This is a genomic window from Litoribacillus peritrichatus, from assembly GCF_039537985.1.
GTDB classification, from domain to species: Bacteria; Pseudomonadota; Gammaproteobacteria; order Pseudomonadales; family Litoribrevibacteraceae; genus Litoribacillus; species Litoribacillus peritrichatus.
Map to the genome: position 1 here is coordinate 1,488,802 of NZ_BAABBN010000004.1, position 19,748 is coordinate 1,508,549.

The 19,748-nt window shown below is 42.9% G+C and carries 22 protein-coding genes; 9 read left to right on the plus strand and 13 right to left on the minus strand.

The window, feature by feature from the left end; all coding sequences use genetic code 11:
* Nucleotides 1-3: 3 nt before the first annotated feature.
* Complete coding sequence (locus tag ABD744_RS07955; RefSeq protein ID WP_344797213.1) at nucleotides 4-435, minus strand: cupin domain-containing protein; 432 nt, start codon at nucleotides 433-435, stop codon at nucleotides 4-6.
* An 82-nt stretch (nucleotides 436-517) separates the two neighbouring features.
* Nucleotides 518-1,102, minus strand: coding sequence for an NAD(P)H-dependent oxidoreductase (locus ABD744_RS07960; RefSeq protein WP_344797215.1), 585 nt, complete (start codon nucleotides 1,100-1,102; stop codon nucleotides 518-520).
* Nucleotides 1,103-1,226: 124 nt separating this feature from the next.
* On the opposite strand from ABD744_RS07960, the gene ABD744_RS07965 reads away from it, so the two are divergent.
* The 7 genes from ABD744_RS07965 to ABD744_RS07995 all read left to right on the plus strand — a co-directional run bounded on the left by ABD744_RS07965 (nucleotide 1,227) and on the right by ABD744_RS07995 (nucleotide 6,716).
* Nucleotides 1,227-1,589: a winged helix-turn-helix transcriptional regulator gene (locus ABD744_RS07965; RefSeq protein WP_344797217.1), complete on the plus strand. Its 363-nt coding sequence runs from the start codon at nucleotides 1,227-1,229 to the stop codon at nucleotides 1,587-1,589.
* Nucleotides 1,590-1,741: 152 nt separating this feature from the next.
* Nucleotides 1,742-2,275, plus strand: coding sequence for a redoxin domain-containing protein (locus tag ABD744_RS07970; protein ID WP_344797219.1), 534 nt, complete (start codon nucleotides 1,742-1,744; stop codon nucleotides 2,273-2,275).
* Nucleotides 2,276-2,292: 17 nt separating this feature from the next.
* A complete protein-coding gene (locus ABD744_RS07975; protein ID WP_344797221.1) occupies nucleotides 2,293-3,483 on the plus strand; it encodes a low temperature requirement protein A in 1,191 nt (396 codons plus the stop codon).
* Nucleotides 3,476-4,456: an ion transporter gene (locus tag ABD744_RS07980; protein WP_344797223.1), complete on the plus strand. Its 981-nt coding sequence runs from the start codon at nucleotides 3,476-3,478 to the stop codon at nucleotides 4,454-4,456. Before ABD744_RS07975 ends, ABD744_RS07980 begins: the two co-directional genes overlap by 8 nt.
* Before the next feature lie 162 nt (nucleotides 4,457-4,618).
* Complete coding sequence (locus ABD744_RS07985) at nucleotides 4,619-5,758, plus strand: YheT family hydrolase (RefSeq protein WP_344797225.1); 1,140 nt, start codon at nucleotides 4,619-4,621, stop codon at nucleotides 5,756-5,758.
* Nucleotides 5,759-6,153: 395 nt separating this feature from the next.
* Nucleotides 6,154-6,399, plus strand: a complete 246-nt coding sequence (locus tag ABD744_RS07990; RefSeq protein WP_344797227.1) for a type II toxin-antitoxin system CcdA family antitoxin — start codon at nucleotides 6,154-6,156, stop codon at nucleotides 6,397-6,399.
* Nucleotides 6,399-6,716 (plus strand): CcdB family protein, encoded by a 318-nt coding sequence (locus ABD744_RS07995; protein WP_344797228.1) that lies wholly within the window; start codon nucleotides 6,399-6,401, stop codon nucleotides 6,714-6,716. Before ABD744_RS07990 ends, ABD744_RS07995 begins: the two co-directional genes overlap by 1 nt.
* 22 nt (nucleotides 6,717-6,738) lie before the next feature.
* On the opposite strand, the gene ABD744_RS08000 is transcribed toward ABD744_RS07995, so the two are convergent.
* The 5 genes from ABD744_RS08000 to ABD744_RS08020 all read right to left on the minus strand — a co-directional run bounded on the left by ABD744_RS08000 (nucleotide 6,739) and on the right by ABD744_RS08020 (nucleotide 12,454).
* A complete protein-coding gene (locus ABD744_RS08000) occupies nucleotides 6,739-7,512 on the minus strand; it encodes an HvfC/BufC N-terminal domain-containing protein (protein ID WP_344797230.1) in 774 nt (257 codons plus the stop codon).
* Complete coding sequence (gene bufB, locus ABD744_RS08005) at nucleotides 7,509-8,333, minus strand: MNIO family bufferin maturase (protein WP_344797232.1); 825 nt, start codon at nucleotides 8,331-8,333, stop codon at nucleotides 7,509-7,511. The genes ABD744_RS08000 and bufB overlap by 4 nt, the downstream gene beginning before the upstream one ends.
* Nucleotides 8,334-8,517: 184 nt before the next feature.
* Nucleotides 8,518-8,805, minus strand: a complete 288-nt coding sequence (gene bufA2, locus ABD744_RS08010; RefSeq protein WP_344797234.1) for a BufA2 family periplasmic bufferin-type metallophore — start codon at nucleotides 8,803-8,805, stop codon at nucleotides 8,518-8,520.
* Nucleotides 8,806-9,303: 498 nt separating this feature from the next.
* On the minus strand, nucleotides 9,304-11,061 hold the full coding sequence (locus tag ABD744_RS08015) for an ATP-dependent nuclease (protein WP_344797236.1): 1,758 nt from the start codon (nucleotides 11,059-11,061) through the stop codon (nucleotides 9,304-9,306).
* Between the two features lie 520 nt (nucleotides 11,062-11,581).
* Complete coding sequence (locus ABD744_RS08020; RefSeq protein WP_344797238.1) at nucleotides 11,582-12,454, minus strand: LysR family transcriptional regulator; 873 nt, start codon at nucleotides 12,452-12,454, stop codon at nucleotides 11,582-11,584.
* A 241-nt stretch (nucleotides 12,455-12,695) separates the two neighbouring features.
* On the opposite strand from ABD744_RS08020, the gene ABD744_RS08025 reads away from it, so the two are divergent.
* Nucleotides 12,696-13,271, plus strand: coding sequence for a discoidin domain-containing protein (locus tag ABD744_RS08025; RefSeq protein ID WP_344797240.1), 576 nt, complete (start codon nucleotides 12,696-12,698; stop codon nucleotides 13,269-13,271).
* A gap of 73 nt (nucleotides 13,272-13,344) precedes the next feature.
* On the opposite strand, the gene ABD744_RS08030 is transcribed toward ABD744_RS08025, so the two are convergent.
* The 4 genes from ABD744_RS08030 to ABD744_RS08045 all read right to left on the minus strand — a co-directional run bounded on the left by ABD744_RS08030 (nucleotide 13,345) and on the right by ABD744_RS08045 (nucleotide 17,061).
* A complete protein-coding gene (locus ABD744_RS08030) occupies nucleotides 13,345-14,421 on the minus strand; it encodes a lipase secretion chaperone (protein ID WP_344797242.1) in 1,077 nt (358 codons plus the stop codon).
* 78 nt (nucleotides 14,422-14,499) lie between these two features.
* Nucleotides 14,500-15,507 (minus strand): esterase/lipase family protein, encoded by a 1,008-nt coding sequence (locus ABD744_RS08035; RefSeq protein ID WP_344797244.1) that lies wholly within the window; start codon nucleotides 15,505-15,507, stop codon nucleotides 14,500-14,502.
* Nucleotides 15,508-15,840: 333 nt separating this feature from the next.
* Nucleotides 15,841-16,191: a DOPA 4,5-dioxygenase family protein gene (locus ABD744_RS08040; RefSeq protein ID WP_344797246.1), complete on the minus strand. Its 351-nt coding sequence runs from the start codon at nucleotides 16,189-16,191 to the stop codon at nucleotides 15,841-15,843.
* A gap of 15 nt (nucleotides 16,192-16,206) precedes the next feature.
* Nucleotides 16,207-17,061, minus strand: coding sequence for a hypothetical protein (locus ABD744_RS08045; RefSeq protein WP_344797248.1), 855 nt, complete (start codon nucleotides 17,059-17,061; stop codon nucleotides 16,207-16,209).
* A 204-nt stretch (nucleotides 17,062-17,265) separates the two neighbouring features.
* On the opposite strand from ABD744_RS08045, the gene ABD744_RS08050 reads away from it, so the two are divergent.
* Entirely contained in the window at nucleotides 17,266-18,360 is a 1,095-nt protein-coding gene (locus ABD744_RS08050; protein WP_344797250.1) for a DUF6160 family protein, read from the plus strand.
* An 82-nt stretch (nucleotides 18,361-18,442) separates the two neighbouring features.
* On the opposite strand, the gene ABD744_RS08055 is transcribed toward ABD744_RS08050, so the two are convergent.
* The gene (locus tag ABD744_RS08055) at nucleotides 18,443-18,748 is read right to left on the minus strand and encodes a hypothetical protein (protein WP_344797252.1); all 306 of its coding nucleotides are present in this window, start codon (nucleotides 18,746-18,748) and stop codon (nucleotides 18,443-18,445) included.
* Nucleotides 18,749-18,833: 85 nt separating this feature from the next.
* On the minus strand, nucleotides 18,834-19,619 hold the full coding sequence (locus tag ABD744_RS08060) for a substrate-binding periplasmic protein (RefSeq protein ID WP_344797254.1): 786 nt from the start codon (nucleotides 19,617-19,619) through the stop codon (nucleotides 18,834-18,836).
* Nucleotides 19,620-19,748: the final 129 nt, after the last annotated feature.

Below are 19,748 nucleotides of genomic sequence, written 5' to 3' on the forward strand. Positions count from 1 at the left end.
ACTTTACGGTTGAACAGACACCTGGCTGATAAGCTGGTTACTGCCTTTACTTTCAACAATCACAGCCACCACATCGGTCTCACCAATATTGGTTACTTGGTGACTCCAGGCTGAATGCCACATCACATGGCCATCCGGCACCTCAACTTCCAGCGCTTTCCCTGTCCCTGTAACAATTCTCAATTTGCCGCCTTTTTCGAAATACACGGTTTCATCCTGGTGACGATGAAGCGCATCCGCCTGATTCGGTTTTAACACCATTTTCAACACCAAGACCTGATCATTTTCCAACAGCACTTGGTACATCTCTGGCGATGCTATATGAGCGGCCGGTATGTTTTCATTAACCCCCGTTCCTTGATTGGTTTGCGCACTCGCTAATGAATTGATCAGCAACAACCCAATGACCAAAACAGACTGAATAACCTTAAACATGCGTAATCCCCCTACTGCATTTTCAATCAGGGCAATGTGTTTAATTCATTGCCCTGGCTTATAACCTGACAATTTGATGGAATTAAAAGTGCTTATCGATATGAGCAGCGAAACGTTTGAAGTCGTTCTCAACGTCTGCATTCTTCATCACGTCGTAGCACACAAACGTCTCCATAGGCTGCATACCGAAGAAACGGAAATTCATGTGCATTGGGAACCACAAGTCATCAACACTCTTGCCTTGGAACAAGTATTCGTCCGGGTTATTAAAGGCTTCTTCCGGTGCATTGAAAGTCAACGACAGCATGTACTTGGTATCCGTTAACGTACCACCTGCCCCGTAGTTTTCTTTCGGTGCCGATTCATTTCGACCATCACCATGACACAGAGCGCCCCCCATGCCAGCGGTGTAAACGTCATCCATATACTTTTTGAAGGTCCAAGGTACACCCATCCAGTTCACGGGTGATTGCAAGAACACAACGTCTGCCCATTGATGATTCGCAAGCTCCTCTTCAACATTATAAGTCTCACCAACATGGACTATTCTTACCTTATGCCCTTTTGCTTTAAGCAATTCTTCAGCCGCCTGTACCAAGGTTGCATTTAACTTGCCTTCAGCAAATGGGTAGTAATGGTGTGCATTTAAAATTAATACGTTACTCATGGGTTCATCCTCACTTAACAAACAATCATTGTTAGCGTTTTCGCTTAGTGGTTTATTATGGTAACCTGTAAACCAAATACAATTAGTTTACTTTTGGTAACCTACTATTTTTTGAGGTTTTAATATGGAAAGCGTCATCAAAGTCGATGCCCGAGGCAAAAAAACGGTGCAGAACGCCTGCAATGAACCCTGCTCGATTGAAAAGGGCATGAGACTGATTGGCGGTAAGTGGAAAGGCTCCATTATTTATCATTTAAAAGATGAGCCAGTGCGATTCAATGATCTAACCCGCATGTTGGGCGGGGCCAGTAAAAAGATGGTAGATCAACGGCTTAAAGAGCTTGAAGAAGAAGGCATGGTGCTTCGAAAAGTCATTAACGAACGTCCAGTCGCAGTAACGTATGAACTCACCGAATTTGGCCAATCGGCATTGGATATTTTAGAAACACTGCGGATTTGGTCTGAAGAACACAACGTCGGGAATTAACTCCAGCTCGATCAACGCCGTTTGTCGGACTTATTCCCAGATCAGTGTGATATATCCAAAGATTCACTAGGTTACCAAAAAGCAACTAATTGTTTTTCTCATCGGCTCTCCAATAATAGAAAAGATCACAAGCACATTATTGGAGAATCGTCATGACAACATTCAAACTTGAAGCGGGTGCCCCGTTTCCATCGTTAACCAAATCCGGCTTGAATGTCTCGGACAGAGATCTAAGCAAACCCCAAGGCAATTTTGACTGGCAAATGCTGGTTGTTTATCGCGGTCGCCACTGCCCTTTGTGCACCCGATACATGAATGAATTGTCTGCGTACACCGCTCGATTGAATGCCATCGGCATTGATGTGGTCGCAGTTTCTGGCGACAGCTTGGCACAGCTGGAAGAACACACCAGTCGCCTTGATGTGAACTTCCCTCTCTTTTATGGTTTAACCACCGAAGAAATGAAATCTTTGGGGCTGTACATTTCACACCCAAGATCAGAACAAGAAACCGACCACCCATTTGCGGAGCCAGGTCTGTTCATCATCAATGAGCAAGGCACCCTTCAGGTTGTCGACATTTCAAACAACCCGTTTGTACGCCCAGATCTGGAAAACCTCATTTCCGGTTTGGAATGGATTCGCAGTAATAACTATCCGATTCGTGGGACTTACGCCTACAGCTAATCAGGAGAGTTATTTCCATGGCACTGCAAGAACACCCGATGTGGAGAAAACCACAACATCATCAGGATCTGGATCACGCCCACGATCACGTCCATTGGGTAGAGCTGTTTTATGATCTGATTCATGTGGTCACTATCTTCCTTCTTGGAAACTACTTATCTCACCACTTAAACCTTGACGGTTTTCTGGTGTTTTGCGGTGTCTTTATTGCCTTGTGGTATGCATGGGGCGAGCTCAGTATTTTTAACTCCATTTACGTCAGTACAGACGTTTGGCACAGAGTCATCATGTCCGTCATGATTTGTACCTTGATGTTTATGGCAGCCGCAATTCCATCCATCGGGGGTAAGGGCTGGGCCTTCTTTGCTCTTGGATTCGCAGCTAACCGGGCCATGCTGGCGATGCTGTATTTCAGAGCCCGAAGAAATAACTCTTCGACCCATTCTTTGTGTAATGAGCAAATCAGGACTTTCTCGATATTTGCCATTATTTTTGCCAGTACAGCATTCATACCACAGCCTTATTGTTATTGGGCCTTCGGGGCAGCCATCGTAGCTACCCAGGCACTGTACATGATCCCCAGGTTATCCATTTTACGATACGAGCGATTTGTCCCTCGCCTCGGTCATATGGCGGAACGTTTCGCACTGCTAACGTTAATCGTGCTTGGTGAAGGGTTCTTTAAGCTGGTTGTAACGCTTTCTGAAAAAGGCATTTATAAAGTTTCCCCTGACGTGCTAGTGAATTTCATCATTGGCGGTGTGTCCATGTTCATCATGTGCTGGATCTACTTTGATTTTGTAGGTAACGGAAAGCCCAAAGATGACAAACTTGGTACTTTGGTCAAGTGGTGGCTGGCTCATTTGGTTCTTATGATTTGTGGCGTGATGGTTGGCGTAGCGCTCGCTGCTGAAGTAAAGATTGGTTTCTGGGAACCCTATCCTACCAAGTACGCTGCGATTGGATGTTTTGGTCTGGCAGGTTATATCGCCATGCTGTGGGTGCTAAAAAACGTTATTGAACATCGCGTTGCTTCGGACTTTGGCCGCTGGGATGTTCGACTTTTTGGCATCGTAATGGCGATTGGCTGTTTCTTTATTGTTCCTCACGTGCCCGCCATCGTAGCAAACTTCATTTGGGGGTTTGCATTACTCTCGCAAATACTTTTTCCATTAACGCGTGCATGGTTGACCTTTCGTCATGAGTAACACCCTATCTTCTAACGCTCACATTGATGAAAGCCTAAGAGCCAAAGTCTATTGGTGGTTAGAGCGACCGGACCGAAACGCCTTCGGTCCTAAGTTGCTAGAAATAATCCTAATCGCACTTATCATTTTGAATGTCAGTGCAGTCATCATTGAAACCGTAGACTCAATATATCAAAGCTGGAAATTCGCCTTTGATCTTTTTGAAACCACCTCACTATGTATCTTTATCTGTGAGTATCTATTGCGGTTATGGGTCGCCCCCGAAAACCCGAATTCACAAAGCCGGATGTCTTGGGTACGCTCACCGGTCGCGATCATAGACCTATTAGCCATATTACCTGCACTACTCTACCTGTTGATCCCCATCGACCTCCGTATTCTTCGTGCTTTCCGAATGCTACGTTTGCTGAAGCTCACCCGCTATTCACCAGCGTTAAGCATGTTACTCGCGGTTTTTGAGGAAGAAGCCGGTGCCTTTTTCGCAAGCTTTTTTATATTAATGCTGATGCTTATCTTTGCAGCCAGCGGTGCCTGGTTGGCTGAGCATACGGTACAACCAGACGCCTTCGGCTCGATACCTTCTGCAATGTGGTGGGCAGTCGCTACTCTCACAACGGTTGGCTATGGTGATGTCACACCAATTACCATAGCAGGTAAGAAATTTGGTGCTTTGATAACAGTCATTGGAATCGGTATGGCCGCTCTGCCTGCCGGTATTATTGCTAGCGGCCTCAATGAACAAATCCACCGCCGCCGTTCCAGCATGCAACGAGAATTCAGAAAAGCCTTAGAAGACGGCATGATTTGCGAACAAGAAGAGGAAGATATCGAAGCCTTGAGAAAGCAATTAGGGATTTCATCTCGCGCTGCAGATCATATTCGTGAATCCGTTTATGCGGAAATGAAGGCCAAGATAGGCATTACCTGCCCCCATTGCGGAAAACCCTTGGATCACGAAAGCAGCAACACGTAAGCACAACCTTCCTTCTAAAAAACAGCTGAGTGTTTAAAGTTTGGAACAAGATCACTCACTACCCGATTTAAGGTTGAAAACTAACCATTTCACTCAACCCATCTTTACACTGTATACCAGCTCTTCTAGAATGTGGCCTTTCTTTCTGCAGAGAGCTCTTTTATGACACTACTTCTGGTAAGTTTGGGAATCGTTTTACTGGCAGCAATTTACTACTTTGCAACTGCAGCAAAGAAGCCATCTTTAATTTATCAAGCCACGTCATTTAATGACGCCATTGTTAAAGCCACCAAAGCCTTAAATCATCGCTATTTTGCAACTCCATGGTTGTTCAATACGCACTTGCAGCTAATAGTGCTTGGTTTCATAAAAGGCTTTGCCAAACCGTTGGAATATGACCGACATGATGTCTTAACCATGAAAGACAGTGGTCAGGTATCCGTTGATTGGCTGGGGTTAGATTTACCGGAAAACACACCCACCATGTTGGTGTTGCATACGATTTCGGGCAACCCACAAAGTATGCGTGGTTTTGTACGCTATGTGCGAGAGAACCTGGGTTGGCGCGTAGCACTGTGCGTTCGCCGTGGTCATGGCGAGTTAAGCCTGAAAACTGCCAACTTCAATACCATGGGTAATACCGATGATTTCGCTGCTCAAATAGAACATATTCAAGCGTGCTTCCCTCAGTCAGACTTATACGCCACAGGCATTTCAGCCGGTTCGGGCGTGCTTGCACATTACTTAGGAAAAGTAGGAAATAATACTCCGATTAAAGCCGCTGTAGCCTACTGCCCAGCCTATGACATGCGTAATGCCTTTACCCGCGCAGTGCCTTTTTACAGCAAAATGATGGCAAAAAAACTTCATAAGCTGTTCATCACACCAAACAAAGCTGTGCTTCAGCATTTAGACTCTTTTGGCGCATTAACCAACACCCAGGATCTGCACGAATTCCATCAACACTTGTATGAAGTCGCGGGTAACGAAAGCACCGAAGACTATATGCTCAAATCCAACCCCTCTGAAGTCTTTGATTCAATCAAAGTTCCTACGCTTATTCTGAATTCCAAAGATGACCCTGTCTGTCACATCGACAATGTCTATGAACATCAACATCGTATTGAAGCAATGGACAACGTCATCCTTGTGCTAACCGATCGAGGCAGCCACTGTGCGTATTTTGAAGGCATGACAGCAAAACCCTGGGCTAACAGGCTAATTACAGAATACTTCACTTCTGTTTATGAGCTTCAAACTGAGATGCAAAATCAAGATGACTACGCAATAGCTGTAACCTAATCAAATTCCCATTGATGAATGGTAACATCTCTGTGGCAAGTTAATAGAAAATCAGGTATTAACGCTAAACGATCCAAAAGAAACAACGATTTAGCCAACCTCACTGACCCAGCCACTCAAAGAACATGGAAGTAAAGAGCGATGGATGAAATGATGGTTAATTGTTCTGATTAGCTACCTAACCTTAATCAGCAGCTTTTTGCTAGCTCTGTTTCTTCATTACCCCAAATAAACGAGCCTTACGAATAGGATTACTAGCAAATGAAAATCGTTGGGATATTTCTTACCTTATTACTCTCGCAGTCAGCTCCCAAACCTAGCTGCACTAGTTAAGTAGCTTTACCATGCGCATTTTAATGCGCATAATAATGTATAGCATTTTTGAGGATCAAACCATGGAACCTTTATTTAATTCAGGCGCACCTAAAAAACCAACAAACCTTAGTATAAACAGTGATTTACTTAGAAAATGTAAGGCTATGAATATAAATCTTTCCGCAACGCTTGAAGAAGCATTAACCGAACTGCTTGCCAAACAGAACCAAGAGAAATGGGCTGAAGAGAATAAAAATGCGATTAGAGCTTACAACGAATTTGTTGAAGAGAACGGCTGCTTTGGCGATGAGTTCAGGGAATTTTAATGGCTCAGTTCGACGTTTACCCAAACCCTAGCCGTACGACACGCAAAACCTTTCCCTACATTGTTGATGTTCAAAGTCCAGTCATCTCTGATATTGCCACGCGTATTGTAATACCACTTGGAAGGCTGGAAAGTTTTAAAAACGAAAAAATGGAAGGTTTAACTCCGGAAGTGGAATACAGCGGGGAAAAGCTCTTATTACTTACCCCTCAACTTGCATCCATTCCTACAAAAGCATTGAAAGAACCGATTGGATCATTAAGCCATCTACGCAACGATATTATCGCTGCGATAGACTTTGCTATTACGGGCATTTAGCGCTTTGTGAATAATATGTCACCTAATCAACGTTACTAGACAAAATTTCGTCATCTAACCAGCGAACAAGTAAGGCGCCAAACTCTGTTGCGATATCTAAATCGGGAAATTGCTCGCTTAGTATTTCGCAAAGAGATTCTATGCTTTGCCCGGACTGAAGTAGCTCTACGGCTTTCGTTTCAATATGAGAAAGGCTGCGAAAGTGAGGAGAAGTCTCTTTTCTCCATACCATGACAGTCATCGGTTCACGCAGTTTAGTAGCAGTTGATGCCTCTTTGTCCAGATTTACGGCATGCCAAATATCTAAACTGTTCCACTTTTGCGTGGTTAAACACACCGTTGGTACGAGTTTCAAATGAGAGATACCTCTGCCAGATGCAACGATCTCCTCCAAGACAGGTTTAGTTAACGCTGGGGAATCTGCCCCATCAAATGCTCGACGCAATAACCAATCCATCATGGCTACTTCAAACACTTCCTGACAACTTGGTAACTCTTGTTTTAAATAATCCGGGAAGTGTTGGCCGTACATGCCAATATTTGTGTTTGTGCTCGGGTGCCCTTCAATATAGGCGTATGCCAGCGTTTCAAACAATTCCTCGGTAATGTAGTTCGCTGTATGTTCAAAGGTATCAAGCAGTGTCTCTGCCAACCTTACCCTGTACGCGTTTTGATAAATGCTTAAACGAAATTCAGCCGTTAGACCTCTTGATGAAGCGGATATCCAATCAGCGTCCTGGCAGTTTTGAGCCAACAATTGACTTTGAAATTGGTTTTGTAATTCCTCCAGTTTCATGACGCCACCCTTTGATTGATCACTTCACTGGCAATACCCCGAGCGATGTCCAATTCTGACAATAAGTCTTCGAGTGGCGGGATATTGTCGTCGCGCTCTATCATGGTTGGAATAGGACCAAAATGTTTAACCGCTTTCCGGTAAAGTTCCCATACGCCATCACATACCGGATGGTCATGCGTGTCAATCAAATGATCACCATTGTTTTGGTGCCCCGCCAAATGGAACTGTGCAATGCTTTCCGCTGGGACGCCCTGCATATAATCATCGGCCGAAAAGCCATGATTAAAGGCGCTGACATAGATGTTGTTGATGTCCAATAGCAGTTTGCAGCCTGTTGAGCGACACAACGCAGACAAAAACTCCCACTCATACATTTCAGAGCTTTCAAATTCCAAATAACTGGAGACATTTTCCAGAACAAGTGGTCGTTGCAATGCATTCTGGGCCTGGTGAATGTTGCGAGAGACTACTTCCAGAGCCTCATGGGTAAATGGCAAAGGCAATAAGTCATGCATCTTTCTGCCATGCACACCGCTCCAGCACAAGTGGTCAGAAACCCACATGGGTTGAACTCGCTGTTCAAGCGCTTTCAGCTTCTTTAAATAAGACGTATCAAGCCCATTGACCGAGCCGACTGATAGCGAAACACCATGCATAACCATGGGATAACGTTCTCGGATTTTGTCCAACATCATTAATGGTTTGCCACCATCAACCATGTAGTTATCGGACAGAATTTCTAACCAGTCAACGGGTTGCTGCGTGTTAAGAAAATCATGATAGTGTTGAGTTCGTAACCCGAGGCCAAAGCTAAACATGAACTACTCTCTTTCAAAGGGCTTGTTATGAAGATGGGAGATCCGGGGAAATCTAATATCTTATCAATCTAGTTTATAAAACTGTTGATGCTCAAGACTGGCAGATCAGTTGAAATTGAGAGCTTTCGCCAGCGGTATGTTTGCCCCCCGTGCAAAGCTCTCAACATCAATAAGCGTCGTTCAATTAACCTTTGATGTCTGCAATGGTGCCACCTGCGTCTAGGCAAGCTTTCGCACTCATACCCTTGAAGCCGTGACCGCCACAAGCGTTCTGGCCTTTACAGGCATGCTCAGCAGTCTTACAGTCGGAATTCCCTTTGCATGAATGAACACCGTAGCAGTGGACTTTGTCGCCTGCACTGATTGCAGCACCTGAACTGCCTGCAGGTTGGTCAGCAGCAATGGCTGATGTGCTAAGTGCAAAAGCAACAGCGGCTGTAGCCAAGCTAAAGTTTGATTTTGTATTTTTCATCTATAATCTCCGGTTTATGTAACACTGTCTAAAAAACGACCACCATAAGGCGAATCTCAATCTCGTATTAAGATTCTGCAAACGACACAATTCCAACATCGGTTTGTAGTTAGAAGGTTTCATTTGCCCTTGTTGTTTGTCGACAGTGTATGCATTTCTTCTACTGGAGTTATCACGAAATTGTCACGGTTCGATAACGATATAAAGAAAACATGAAATTAGCCGCCACGCGATGGATTCGACATGATGACATAAGCCGTAATATCACAAGAGTAAAGATGGCGGGAAGCGAAAACTGCTTGTTCTCTAACCAGCATCGGCGAGGTTCCGGAATCAAAAGTTCGTCGAACACAGCGTGATACACAATGGTAGTAAGATTTGAGCTTTACGTCGCTAGGAGATGGGATTGACCTTGGAAAGTGAAGACAAATGAACCGTATATAAATACAGTCTTGAATACTATCGGCCAATCTTCTAGTATGTTCCCGGTTACCCGATTTAGCTCACGCACCACTCAACAAATTCATTTATATGACTATTGTCTTCAAGCACTTCATTTAGTGGATTATCCAATAGTTTTTGCTTGAACTTATACCATTCACCAGTTTCTTTAGCTTCAAGGCAAAGATGCGGTTCAATTGCCCCAAGCGACCACACCCAAATAGAGCTATTTTTGAAATATTGGCGAATATTTTCAATATGATCTTTAGCTTTTTCTTCTTTCGCTAGTAGCTCAAATATATCCGAAGCTTTAAAGTTATTTCCTCTTGTTGGGTTCCTTCCATTCAGTAAGAAACCATGTTTAGGTTGTATCTCTTGAATTATGTCCAAACAAGACTCCAGATCTGGATGATGTTTATCAATCAAATTTTTTGATTTTGCCACTGTGAAAGCAAAATCTAAATCTGCTAAAGCTTTCGCTGGAATATTCATCTCGTTTAGGATTGAAAGCATACCCGGAATATTCGGTAATCCCGTCGCAATTACTAGCGCTAACTTTTCCTCACCTAAAGTTTTACCTCTAACAGCCTGAAATAGAGTAGGCAATACGTGTTTCTCTGTATCTCCCTCTGCAATCAATACCATATCGGAAAACAAAATTTGCCCTAGGTTATATGTATCAAAAAGCAGCCGAGCTTGTGATTCATTATCATCTAAAACTTTCTCAATTGCCTCTTTTAATCGACTCTCAACAACTGTGCCTTCATCATTTTTACGGACAATATTAGTAATTGAGATATCAATTTGATCAATCATAAAAGGTGAATGAGTAGAAAAAACGACCTGATATCCTTTTTTTGCCAAAGCCTTCAAAGAACCACGTATTTGCTCGATGGCTTGCGGATGGAGAAATAGTTCAGGTTCATCAATAAGCAATAGATTAGTCTTACCTTCTTTCGTTGCATCTTTAGTTATTTCTGCAAGATGTCTAATTAGAGTCATTTGTATAGCTCGTTGAGCTCCATGCCCCATATTAACGAAGTCAGTGACTTGCTGATTCCCAGTTTCCTTTACTTTGATGTTACCTTGTTTAAATAGATCACTAATGTCAGGAGTGGGAATATCTATGTTAAGTGTTAACCCTGGGAAAAAGTCTCCAATTTTGCCATTGATTGAATCATCAAAATCTGAGAATTCCTTCAGTCTTTCTTCTCCGTCAAGGTTAAGCTTTTTACCTATAGCAGATAGAGCAGTATTTATTTCTTCGCCTTTAGTTTTGATGATTTCTTTTTGCAAATTTGAAATCAATTTACCTATTGTGTTGCCTGCTTTGAATTTAGAAACATCTTCTGCTGAATCTTCCATGGAGTTTATAAATGTTGGTTCAGGAAATAATGTCGTAATAGCTTGAGGTAAACCGTTTGGATTAGCCCATTCATCTTGGAGCTTGCCGGGAGACCTTATTCCAAGCACAACAGCATTTTTAGCAGTACCAGGTTTTTCTTGGTAGAAACGAATATCTAATGTGCCATTTTCAATATAGGGCTCAAGGCTAGATTTTTGATTTCCAGAAAGGTGATTAAGAGCTTCGTCCCCCAACCCGACCAAACGAGCAATTATTTCTATAGGTTTGTCAGGGTCAAAAAAGTTTGAAATTGTTTGCCCTTTCCCACGAACCAAAGCATCTAAACACTTTAAGATGTTAGATTTACCCGCATTGTTATAGCCAACTAAAGGCGTGAAAGGTTCTAATTTAATTAGCGTTTTCTTGCATGAACGATAATTGTGAATCTCCATTTCAGCTATGCGGTGCATAGTATTCCTCCTAGTAAGCTAACAATTAATCAACAGAACTAATCCGTAACCCAAACCATTCCCAAAAGTTGGTTATTATTAAATCAATCAATTCCAACTGAAATCAATGAGATAGTCAATTACCTTCAATTACGGGTAATTCATACCCAACCTCTATGCCTGCTGTACCAAGGGCAAACAGCACTAACGCGGCTGGGTTGTCAGCAAAGGTAAACCCCAATTCAGAAGTAGCAACACCTATCAACTTAGCTACTTGGATTTCAGCTCCGACTATGCTTGCAGAAAAGGAACTGATAGAACTCAGGTACTTTGCTAAAACGAATACACGGCCAAGAGCTTAATCATTATCGTGGCAGCCAATGGCCCTTCTATATGATCCACCGCTTCCATGGAGATAAACCCGTGCACATCAGCCGTTTCTACCAACTCATCAAACTGTACTTCTCGAAAGCGAATTCAGACACAAGTCACACACTTAACACATAACCAATAAAAAAAAACTTATACAACAAACTTAATCTTAACTATAAACAGAATTATTCCCTAATATCAGATCTCGTTGTTGTTCAATAACATCAATCAAGAAATCCCTGCACGCCCGAACTCTGGCGGTGGATCTTAAATCTGCGTGACTTAATACCCAAACCCCCCAATTCGACGGGGTAAGTGGTAAATCTAACCGCCTCAAACCAGGTTCCGCATCAGCAACATAGCAAGGCATTCTCGCAACCCCTAAACCATTTTTGACAGCTTCAACCATCGTCATGATTTCACTGACTCTTAGTGCAACCGCCGAGTCAGGAAAATGATCTTGTAACCATTCAGGCACCTCTTTCTCATGCCGCCATAAGACAACGGTGTTTTTCCGTTGGCCCTGTTTCAAGTAGGATTCACTGGCATAAATACCATGCTTTAAGGGCAAGACTTCTTTACCTATGAGATACTCGGGAGGTTTAGGGCTCAGCCTTACTGCGATATCTGCCTGCCTGCTGTTAAGATCTATCAGATCCGTAGAAGAAATCAGTTCTAAATCAATCTCCGGGTATTTATTCACAAATAGCGGAAGTTTCGGTGTAATAAGACGATTCAGTACATCGTATGAAGCCGCCAGCTTTAATGAACCCCTGAGTTGAGCGTCCATGCCGAACACCTCCCTGTCAGCAGCATTCATAAGTTCCTCCATGCCAACCGCATGAGGCATCAGGTTTTCACCGACTTGAGTCAATGCGTAACCCGATGGCATCCGATCGAATAACCGACTGCCTAACATGCCTTCAAGAGCCGATATTCTTCGTGCAACCGTTGTATGCTTCACGCTTAACACCCGGCCTGCACCACTGACCGTTCCTTCCCTTGCCAGCGCAAGAAAAAATCTTAAATCATCCCAGTTCAAGACTTACCTCTGTAATTCACACGCAAATAACCACGTCACCTTTTAACCTGAGACAAGGCATTTCCGACATACGTTATAGTCGTGAATATAGTGGCTATGATAATATCCGCGCCCTCTTGTCGTCAGGCCACAATAAACGATCATTCAAGTGTCTACAAAATGACACTGCATTCGTAGTTTCCACTCTTTCGACTCAGACTTTATATCAAAAATTAAACATTTATTAGAGAAATAACCTGAAATGAAAACTATCTTAAAGACTATTGCGTTGCTTGCTGTTGCTACCCTTTATGGCTGTGGATCAGGAGGTTCTGGATCAGGTTCAGGCCTGTCCTCTCAACCTTCAGGGGGATCTAACGTAATCAGAAACCTTTCGTTACCTGAAAATGGCGCTACGGTCACAGCAAGCTATGACGCAGATGGCGCGCGTTCTACCGTAGACGAAGATAAAACAGCGGCTGCATTCTGGAGTGGTAATATCAGTAATGATTACATTCAGATTGATTTTGGCCAAACAAGCCAAATAACCGAAATCAATGTTTATACCAACCGTCTGACGTTGGGTGGTGATGATGTCTGGATTTTTGAAGTATCCAATGATGGTGTGAACTGGGAAAGAGCGCTTATGCCAAATGATAATGACCCAGCCACTTACAGCTGTGGTACTACTCAGCTGTCTTTTGGTGAGAGCAGAGTAAGATGCGTAAATATTTCGCCAATACTTAAAGCCCGCTACGCTCGTTTGACTGTCACCGAAGCTGACGCTAGTAACGTAGCTGTCATGCGATTCTATGAAATTGAAGTTATTGGAAAATAAGTAAGTTTCAACTGCCAATGATAGAGTTCACAGAGCCATACATGCTCGGTGAACTCTTCTTAATAGCTGCTTTTTAAACCCCATCCAAAACACGAACTCTCAATATTTCTCGCTCATCAAAGTGCTGTGTTCTCAACTCTTCGATCAATCGAGATTTTTCGGCATCGGAATACGACCCAGCTTGCAGATGTTTCAACTCTAATCGGTAGTCATCCAGGCGTGTTTGCCATACTTGCCTTTCTTCATCGAGAGTCTTTAATCGCTCAGCCACTTCCGGCCCCAGTTGCTGCTCCCGATATAAGTTCACATCATCTTCACTCAAGCCTTCGGCTCGCATAGCTTTAATTTTGGTACGAACCTCTGACAACTGATTGGCTTCACTGTGCGATTGAACTACTTCAAAAGATGTATTTTGATTCAGCACCGCCAGTTGTTGAGATTTCTCCTCTTCAGACAACGAGCTATCTTGAAGTATCTCGACTTTACTGATCATATAATCGTCATACTCGTCCTCTTTAGAATAAAATGCAGCAATGACCTCTTCAGAAAAATAGTCCGATCTTGAATTCCGAACAGCTTGTTTAATTTCTTTGATTAACGACATATCCGTCGAACCGGATACAGCCACTTGATCGGCGTATTGGTTCTTAATTTCACCAATATTGTTTCTGTATTGAAGATAGTTTTCTAATAAAGCCATTCCTTGATGGTAGGCCGTGTCGCCCAGCTGGGATTTAAACTCATATTCAATACGAGCAAGAATATTCTCGATTGGCTCTTCACCCATAGCCATTAAATAAAACTCAATGACACGCTTTACTCTCTGATCAACAATCAGGTTACCTTCGTTATCCTCTTCCAGTGCGGCTGGTTTTGGCGCATCTATAAGTGAACCAGGTAAGTTCTCATAAAATGCATCATCAGGCTTTTCTCTCTGCTGGCTGCCATCCACTAATGCACTTATCAATGCAGGATCAACCGTTTGCTCTTTGATTACTCTCTTTAATTTTGGCTCTTCGTTGCTTACATCTTCTACCTCGGATACGTTATAAGGTAATGAATCATCTTCGCCCAATAAGAAAACGACACCGGCCAATACAAAAAAGCACAGAATAAGCGCAGAAGAAATAACCTGATAAAAGCGAGCCATAAGTTACACCTCAATAAGCTTACAAATTGAAAAATCGAGGCACAAACAAGTGCCTCTGTGTTTATCTAAAGACGGATATTAAAGCCCTGCAGACTTTAAACGACGCGCCTGAGAAGAGTAAATCGGTAATGGAGCCGATGACCAAAGGCCACGCAACCCAAAGAAACCATTAATTTCGTCGCCATGGTTCAAAGTGTAATCATCACGAATCACATCGCCCATGTGCGATGAGCAACGTTCAACCAAACCATCGTTCGCTTGGCCACTGTGTAATGCATTGGCCAATGCCAACACGCCGTCTAACGGGTCCAGCACATTCGAATCAAAAATCGCATTGTAAGTACCACTCCAAGAATAATAACGAACCCCATTCACCTGATGTTGACCGTCATTCACAGAGTAATCTTTAACCCAGTTTGGCCACCACCATGATCCAGCATTATAAGATGGCGTATCCTTACATGAACCGGAACGCACGCCTTGAGGATATTTGGCGGTATAAGCTGAAGCGCCCTCTTCATTCAAAGCTTTAATTGCCCCAATAGCATTAGACTCTTGACTCGGATCACCAGACACCAACGCAATCATGCTGCCGATTGCATTACCTATGGCTATCGCAGGGCCTTCCAGAACAGTCTCATTAAACAGATTTCCGACTTTACTTCCATAATGAGGGCTGCCAATTGACGTCACCGACGCGACCAGGTCCGGTCTTACCGCTGCAACGTATCGTGAAGTTGTCCCACCTTGAGAGTGACCCATAAGGTTCACTTTTTCGGCACCTGTCGCCGCCAAAACGTCTTGAATGTAAGCAAGAAGCTCTTCGCCTCTCGCTTCATCACTGTCCCAGCCTGTGATCTGAGGGGTGTAAACCTGTGTTGCCCCCACACCACTCAACTCACCTTTAACGCCATAAAAGTAGTCCCCCAGAACTGAGTCAAAGCCTGAAAGACCATGAACCAGCACGATAGGATATTTAACTGCTCCGGAAGAATCAGCCATCGCTGTCGTACTGGTTACTGTTGAGCCAAAAACGGCGCCGACGAAAGAAAGAGACACCATGAGTTTTTTTATTTTTGTTTTCATAAGTTGTTTACCTTAAATAAGGATATTGCTAGTGATGAGGTAATTTCCCCAAAATGGCAGGTTCTAATCTTGAAATAACAACAATGAGAGTTATTAAACATCCATTAAAACAACTGCCTACCTGACCCAGTGCATTTATTATTGTTTTTACACCAAGTGCCTAGTGACACAGAACGCTGTTTAAGGTCTATTCAATCCAGAGTTGATTAAATTAGCGACTTTTAAAGCCATTAACACTGACACATCAGGCCAGACACAGGGACAAATCAAGACAATCGACAAATGGGTCATCTGCTGACCCCACCTGAATGGGCGGGAAACAGGGGAAAAGCGCTAGCGGAACATTTCAAGATTAAGAGAAACAGGATTACCTAACCAATAGGCAAAGTCGGTGTGGTCTTTCAAGTCATCTCCCGTTAACGCATGAACAAGAATGCTCAACCCTTGTCTGTTTTGATCCAACCACGGAATCAGCACTTCAAAGTGTTTGCTTCCAAACGTAATCTGACAGCTCCAGCAAGGGTGAGGCCCAACCTTTTGTTTATGGAACCGCCCTACTTTTAAATCAAATTTATGTTTTACTTCCTCACATAAATTTAAAGCGACGTCTTCTGTTTCTCGATCAAAATAAACATGAGCATGGTAAGCTTTGTAAACATTTTCCGGTCGTCTGACTTTTGTCATTTTAAGGCTACTCTTCTAGAATTTATGCCAATACGTTTCAGGAACGTTACGTTGCCGATCAGTCATTAATGGGTTCTCTAACTCAAAAACCCGCCTTTGACTTGGTTTAATCGTTTCCAGTACATTTTTTATCACGGGATGACTCAGGAAGTGATCTACAAACGCGCCTTTGCGATAAGCTTCTTTCAATCCTTTTTCGATGAGCGTTGCCAGGTGTTCATCTTCTTTGCGCAGATAAAACATATAATCCAGCGGGTAACGGATCAGAATATAGGACTCAACAACCAGAGTTGGCGATTTCACTGAGCGCTGTTGAATTTCTACAAACACCTCGTTAATGCCTCGATTAAAAGCATTGAATCGCCCTTTTTCTAACATCAGCCAAAGGTTCTCATATCTGGATTGAGTCACTTCAAATCCGGCATGTTGGAAAATCAGAGTATCAGGCCAACCGATACCAGAGCCTACAACGACTTTCTTTTTTAATTCTGCCAACGTTTTTATTTCTTTAAACATAGCCAAATGTTTTTCTGTCGTTGCAAAAACGCGTTGGCCTAAAAGCCCTCTGGTTAGAGGGATATCAATCTGCCTGAAATTTGCTTCACGCTCAGCAGAGAAACCACTAAAAAAAACGTTGTAGTCTACTTCTTCGTATTCCAAATCTCTGAAAGCCCTGGTTTGCATTGACTTCAAAGGGACCAAAGTCAGGGTGGTTTCTTCACCCGAATGCTCAAGCGCCAGCTTCAATACCGAAATTTCATATGAAAACACGTCAGAACCGGCAGGCAGTAAGCCCAACCGAACATCTATGGGATCGGCATGAACAAAATCAATAAAGAGGCTTAACCACAGCAACGTCCAACGTCTCATTTTCCATCCCCGCTATTATTTTAAATATAGTCGAGGAGATCCATACTTTTATATTAAAAAACTCTTTTAATCCCACCTGTTTAGGCACGCCAAACCTATTAATAAAACATAAAGTTGCATAATATATACAATACTCTCAAGATTGTTATGCATAAGAGTACTTAACAACAATAAATACAACTAACTCAAATGGATATTGAAGCTATGAAGCGCTTTCATAAACTAGCCTTGGCGGCTGCCATTATGTCGTCATCCGCACAGTCATTCGCAATGGAAACTCTAAACGACGACTTTTTGTCTGACATGACCGGTCAATCCGGTGTATCAATAGACTTAAAGGCAAGAGTATTGATTGATGAAGTGGTTTATACCGATACAGCCGCAGGCCCTGCTCCGCTGCCTACAAATATCATTGAAAACGGGTCTGGTATTTCTATAGACCTATCCACTCGAGTGTTAATCGATGAAGCTGTTTACACAGACACAGCCCATGTTGCGCTTGATGCGCTTGGTAATCCAGTCCTTAAAGACGGAGGCCAAATAGCCTTTGGTGCTATCCGCTTTGGCGGAGCTAATGTTGGAGACAAAACACCAGGAGCAAGCAATACATTTTTGGACGACATCAAGATTGATATTGATGTAAATGAAAGCGGTGACCTTGAGATCTTAATAGGAACCCAGGATTTCATTGGTTTCTTACAAGGAACCAGCGAAGTGGACTTCGGTTTAACACTGGGTGACTCGGCATCTGGCGTTGCTGGTTTGCAACTTCGAAGTGCTGACGGCACAGTGAATACCAACCTTATTGGTGATATGTCAATTTCCGGCGTTCTTGGCCCTGTCGCTATCATTGTCTCTAACGACGGTGCGGGTGACACCAGCGGTTTCATTAATGCGGCCGGTTTCTTTGCAATTGATGACGGTAGTATTGATGTCCCTATACTTGGAGTGGGTATATCCAACCTTCGAATCTATCAAGATGCGAACAAAGGCGCTCTAGGCGCTGCAGGTGTTGCCCAAGGAGGAATGGCTTATTTCGATGTAGTGGTAGATACTGTGGACACTGCTTATTCTTTAGCTAATCCATCTGATATTGCAGGTACAGCGACTCACTTCGCGGTATCTGATGCGTTACTTTTAGACATTAATAGTTTTAATGTGGATATGGACCTTGATTTATCGATCGGAAACTCGGTTGCAACAGGCAACTTATCTAACTTGGTAAGCAGTTCATTTGGCCATGTTCACATGGAGAACCTGGACATTTCAGGCACTTCTCTGACTATCTACGGTCACTAGCAGAAGTCAATAAACGATAAAAGTGATTCATGCCCCATTCCATTATAGCCAGGGGCATGAACTCATATATATACAATAGTGTTTACTGAACAAATCTTGTTAATATTGAAGAAGGCGGCGCACTTGGCGGCTCTACATGAGACTGCATAATCAATTTATGTTCTACAATGTTTGCAGCCTGAGTGGCACTACTGTTAGTGGAGTCAACTTGTGATAATACTTTTGCTGATCCATGCTGGTCTATCCCTTCCTGAAGTTCTATAGGGGAAGAAACTTGAGCATCAAAGGTATTCAGCTCTTCATCGTCCAACGGAATTAAATTAGTTTTGTTGTCCCCCATTGAAACACAGGAAAAAAGCAACAAAGTGATGAAAATCGACTTCTGCATCCTACAATCTCTGACGTCATTCTTAGTTAACCAAAAATAATACAAGACTCGTTTCGCGAAATTCAACGCTTGTCAGTTAACATTTTTAATTCTCAGGCAACTCAAACCCATATTGATGAAGAATGTCCCGATAAGCATCTGTTTTCATAAAGGCTTTTAACTTACGGGAAAACGCATTTGCCAGTGGTAATGACCCGCTTTTTACTTTTGAGAAAGCAATATAATCCGGTGCGTAATCAATTTTTGGTTCTAAAAATTTAATTTCATTCACTATTCCCATTGAGGTAGCAAGAGCCGTCATTACAGGTTTATTGCCAACACCTATATCGACTTTTCCACGGTGCAGAGCTTCCAGTAATGCAGTCGTTGAGCTGTATTCTTGTTTCAAAAGCTGAGTATTTTCACTGTAATTCTTACCATGCCAATAGCCTGAGACGTTTCCGAAACTTCTTTTTGATAGCTCCAACAGTTGCCCAGAAAACTCTATGTCGCTTGAGTTTGAAACAACCAAGGAGCTGGATTCATAAATGTGAGGAATATCGACATACCAAACATCTTTTGCACGTTCTTCGGTTTTAAAGTACAGAATCACCATGTCAATCCGGCCAATTGCCAAATTATATTGCACCCGTTTCCAAGGAAAACGTTTAAACGTTAAATGATGGCCCAACTGTTTGGCCACATGATGAGCAATTTCTGCTGCGGCCCCCTTAAATTCTCCGGCCTCTTCATAGTAAAACGGCTTATAGTCCGTCTCACTAACCCCAACAATAAGTTCTTTTGCGTTGACTAAAGAACACAATATCAAACAGAAAACCGCGACAAAGTGTCGAATCAACCAAGCCTGATAATCAGATTGAGTAAGTTTCATTTTCATAACCAAACCAAGACTTCTACTCGATTTAAAGTAAGGGACAAGGAAAGCGCTAACTTCAGTATAGACGTGCAGAGAACATATGAAGCATTTCTAGATTAAGAGAGCTGTCTGCTGCAACTCCAT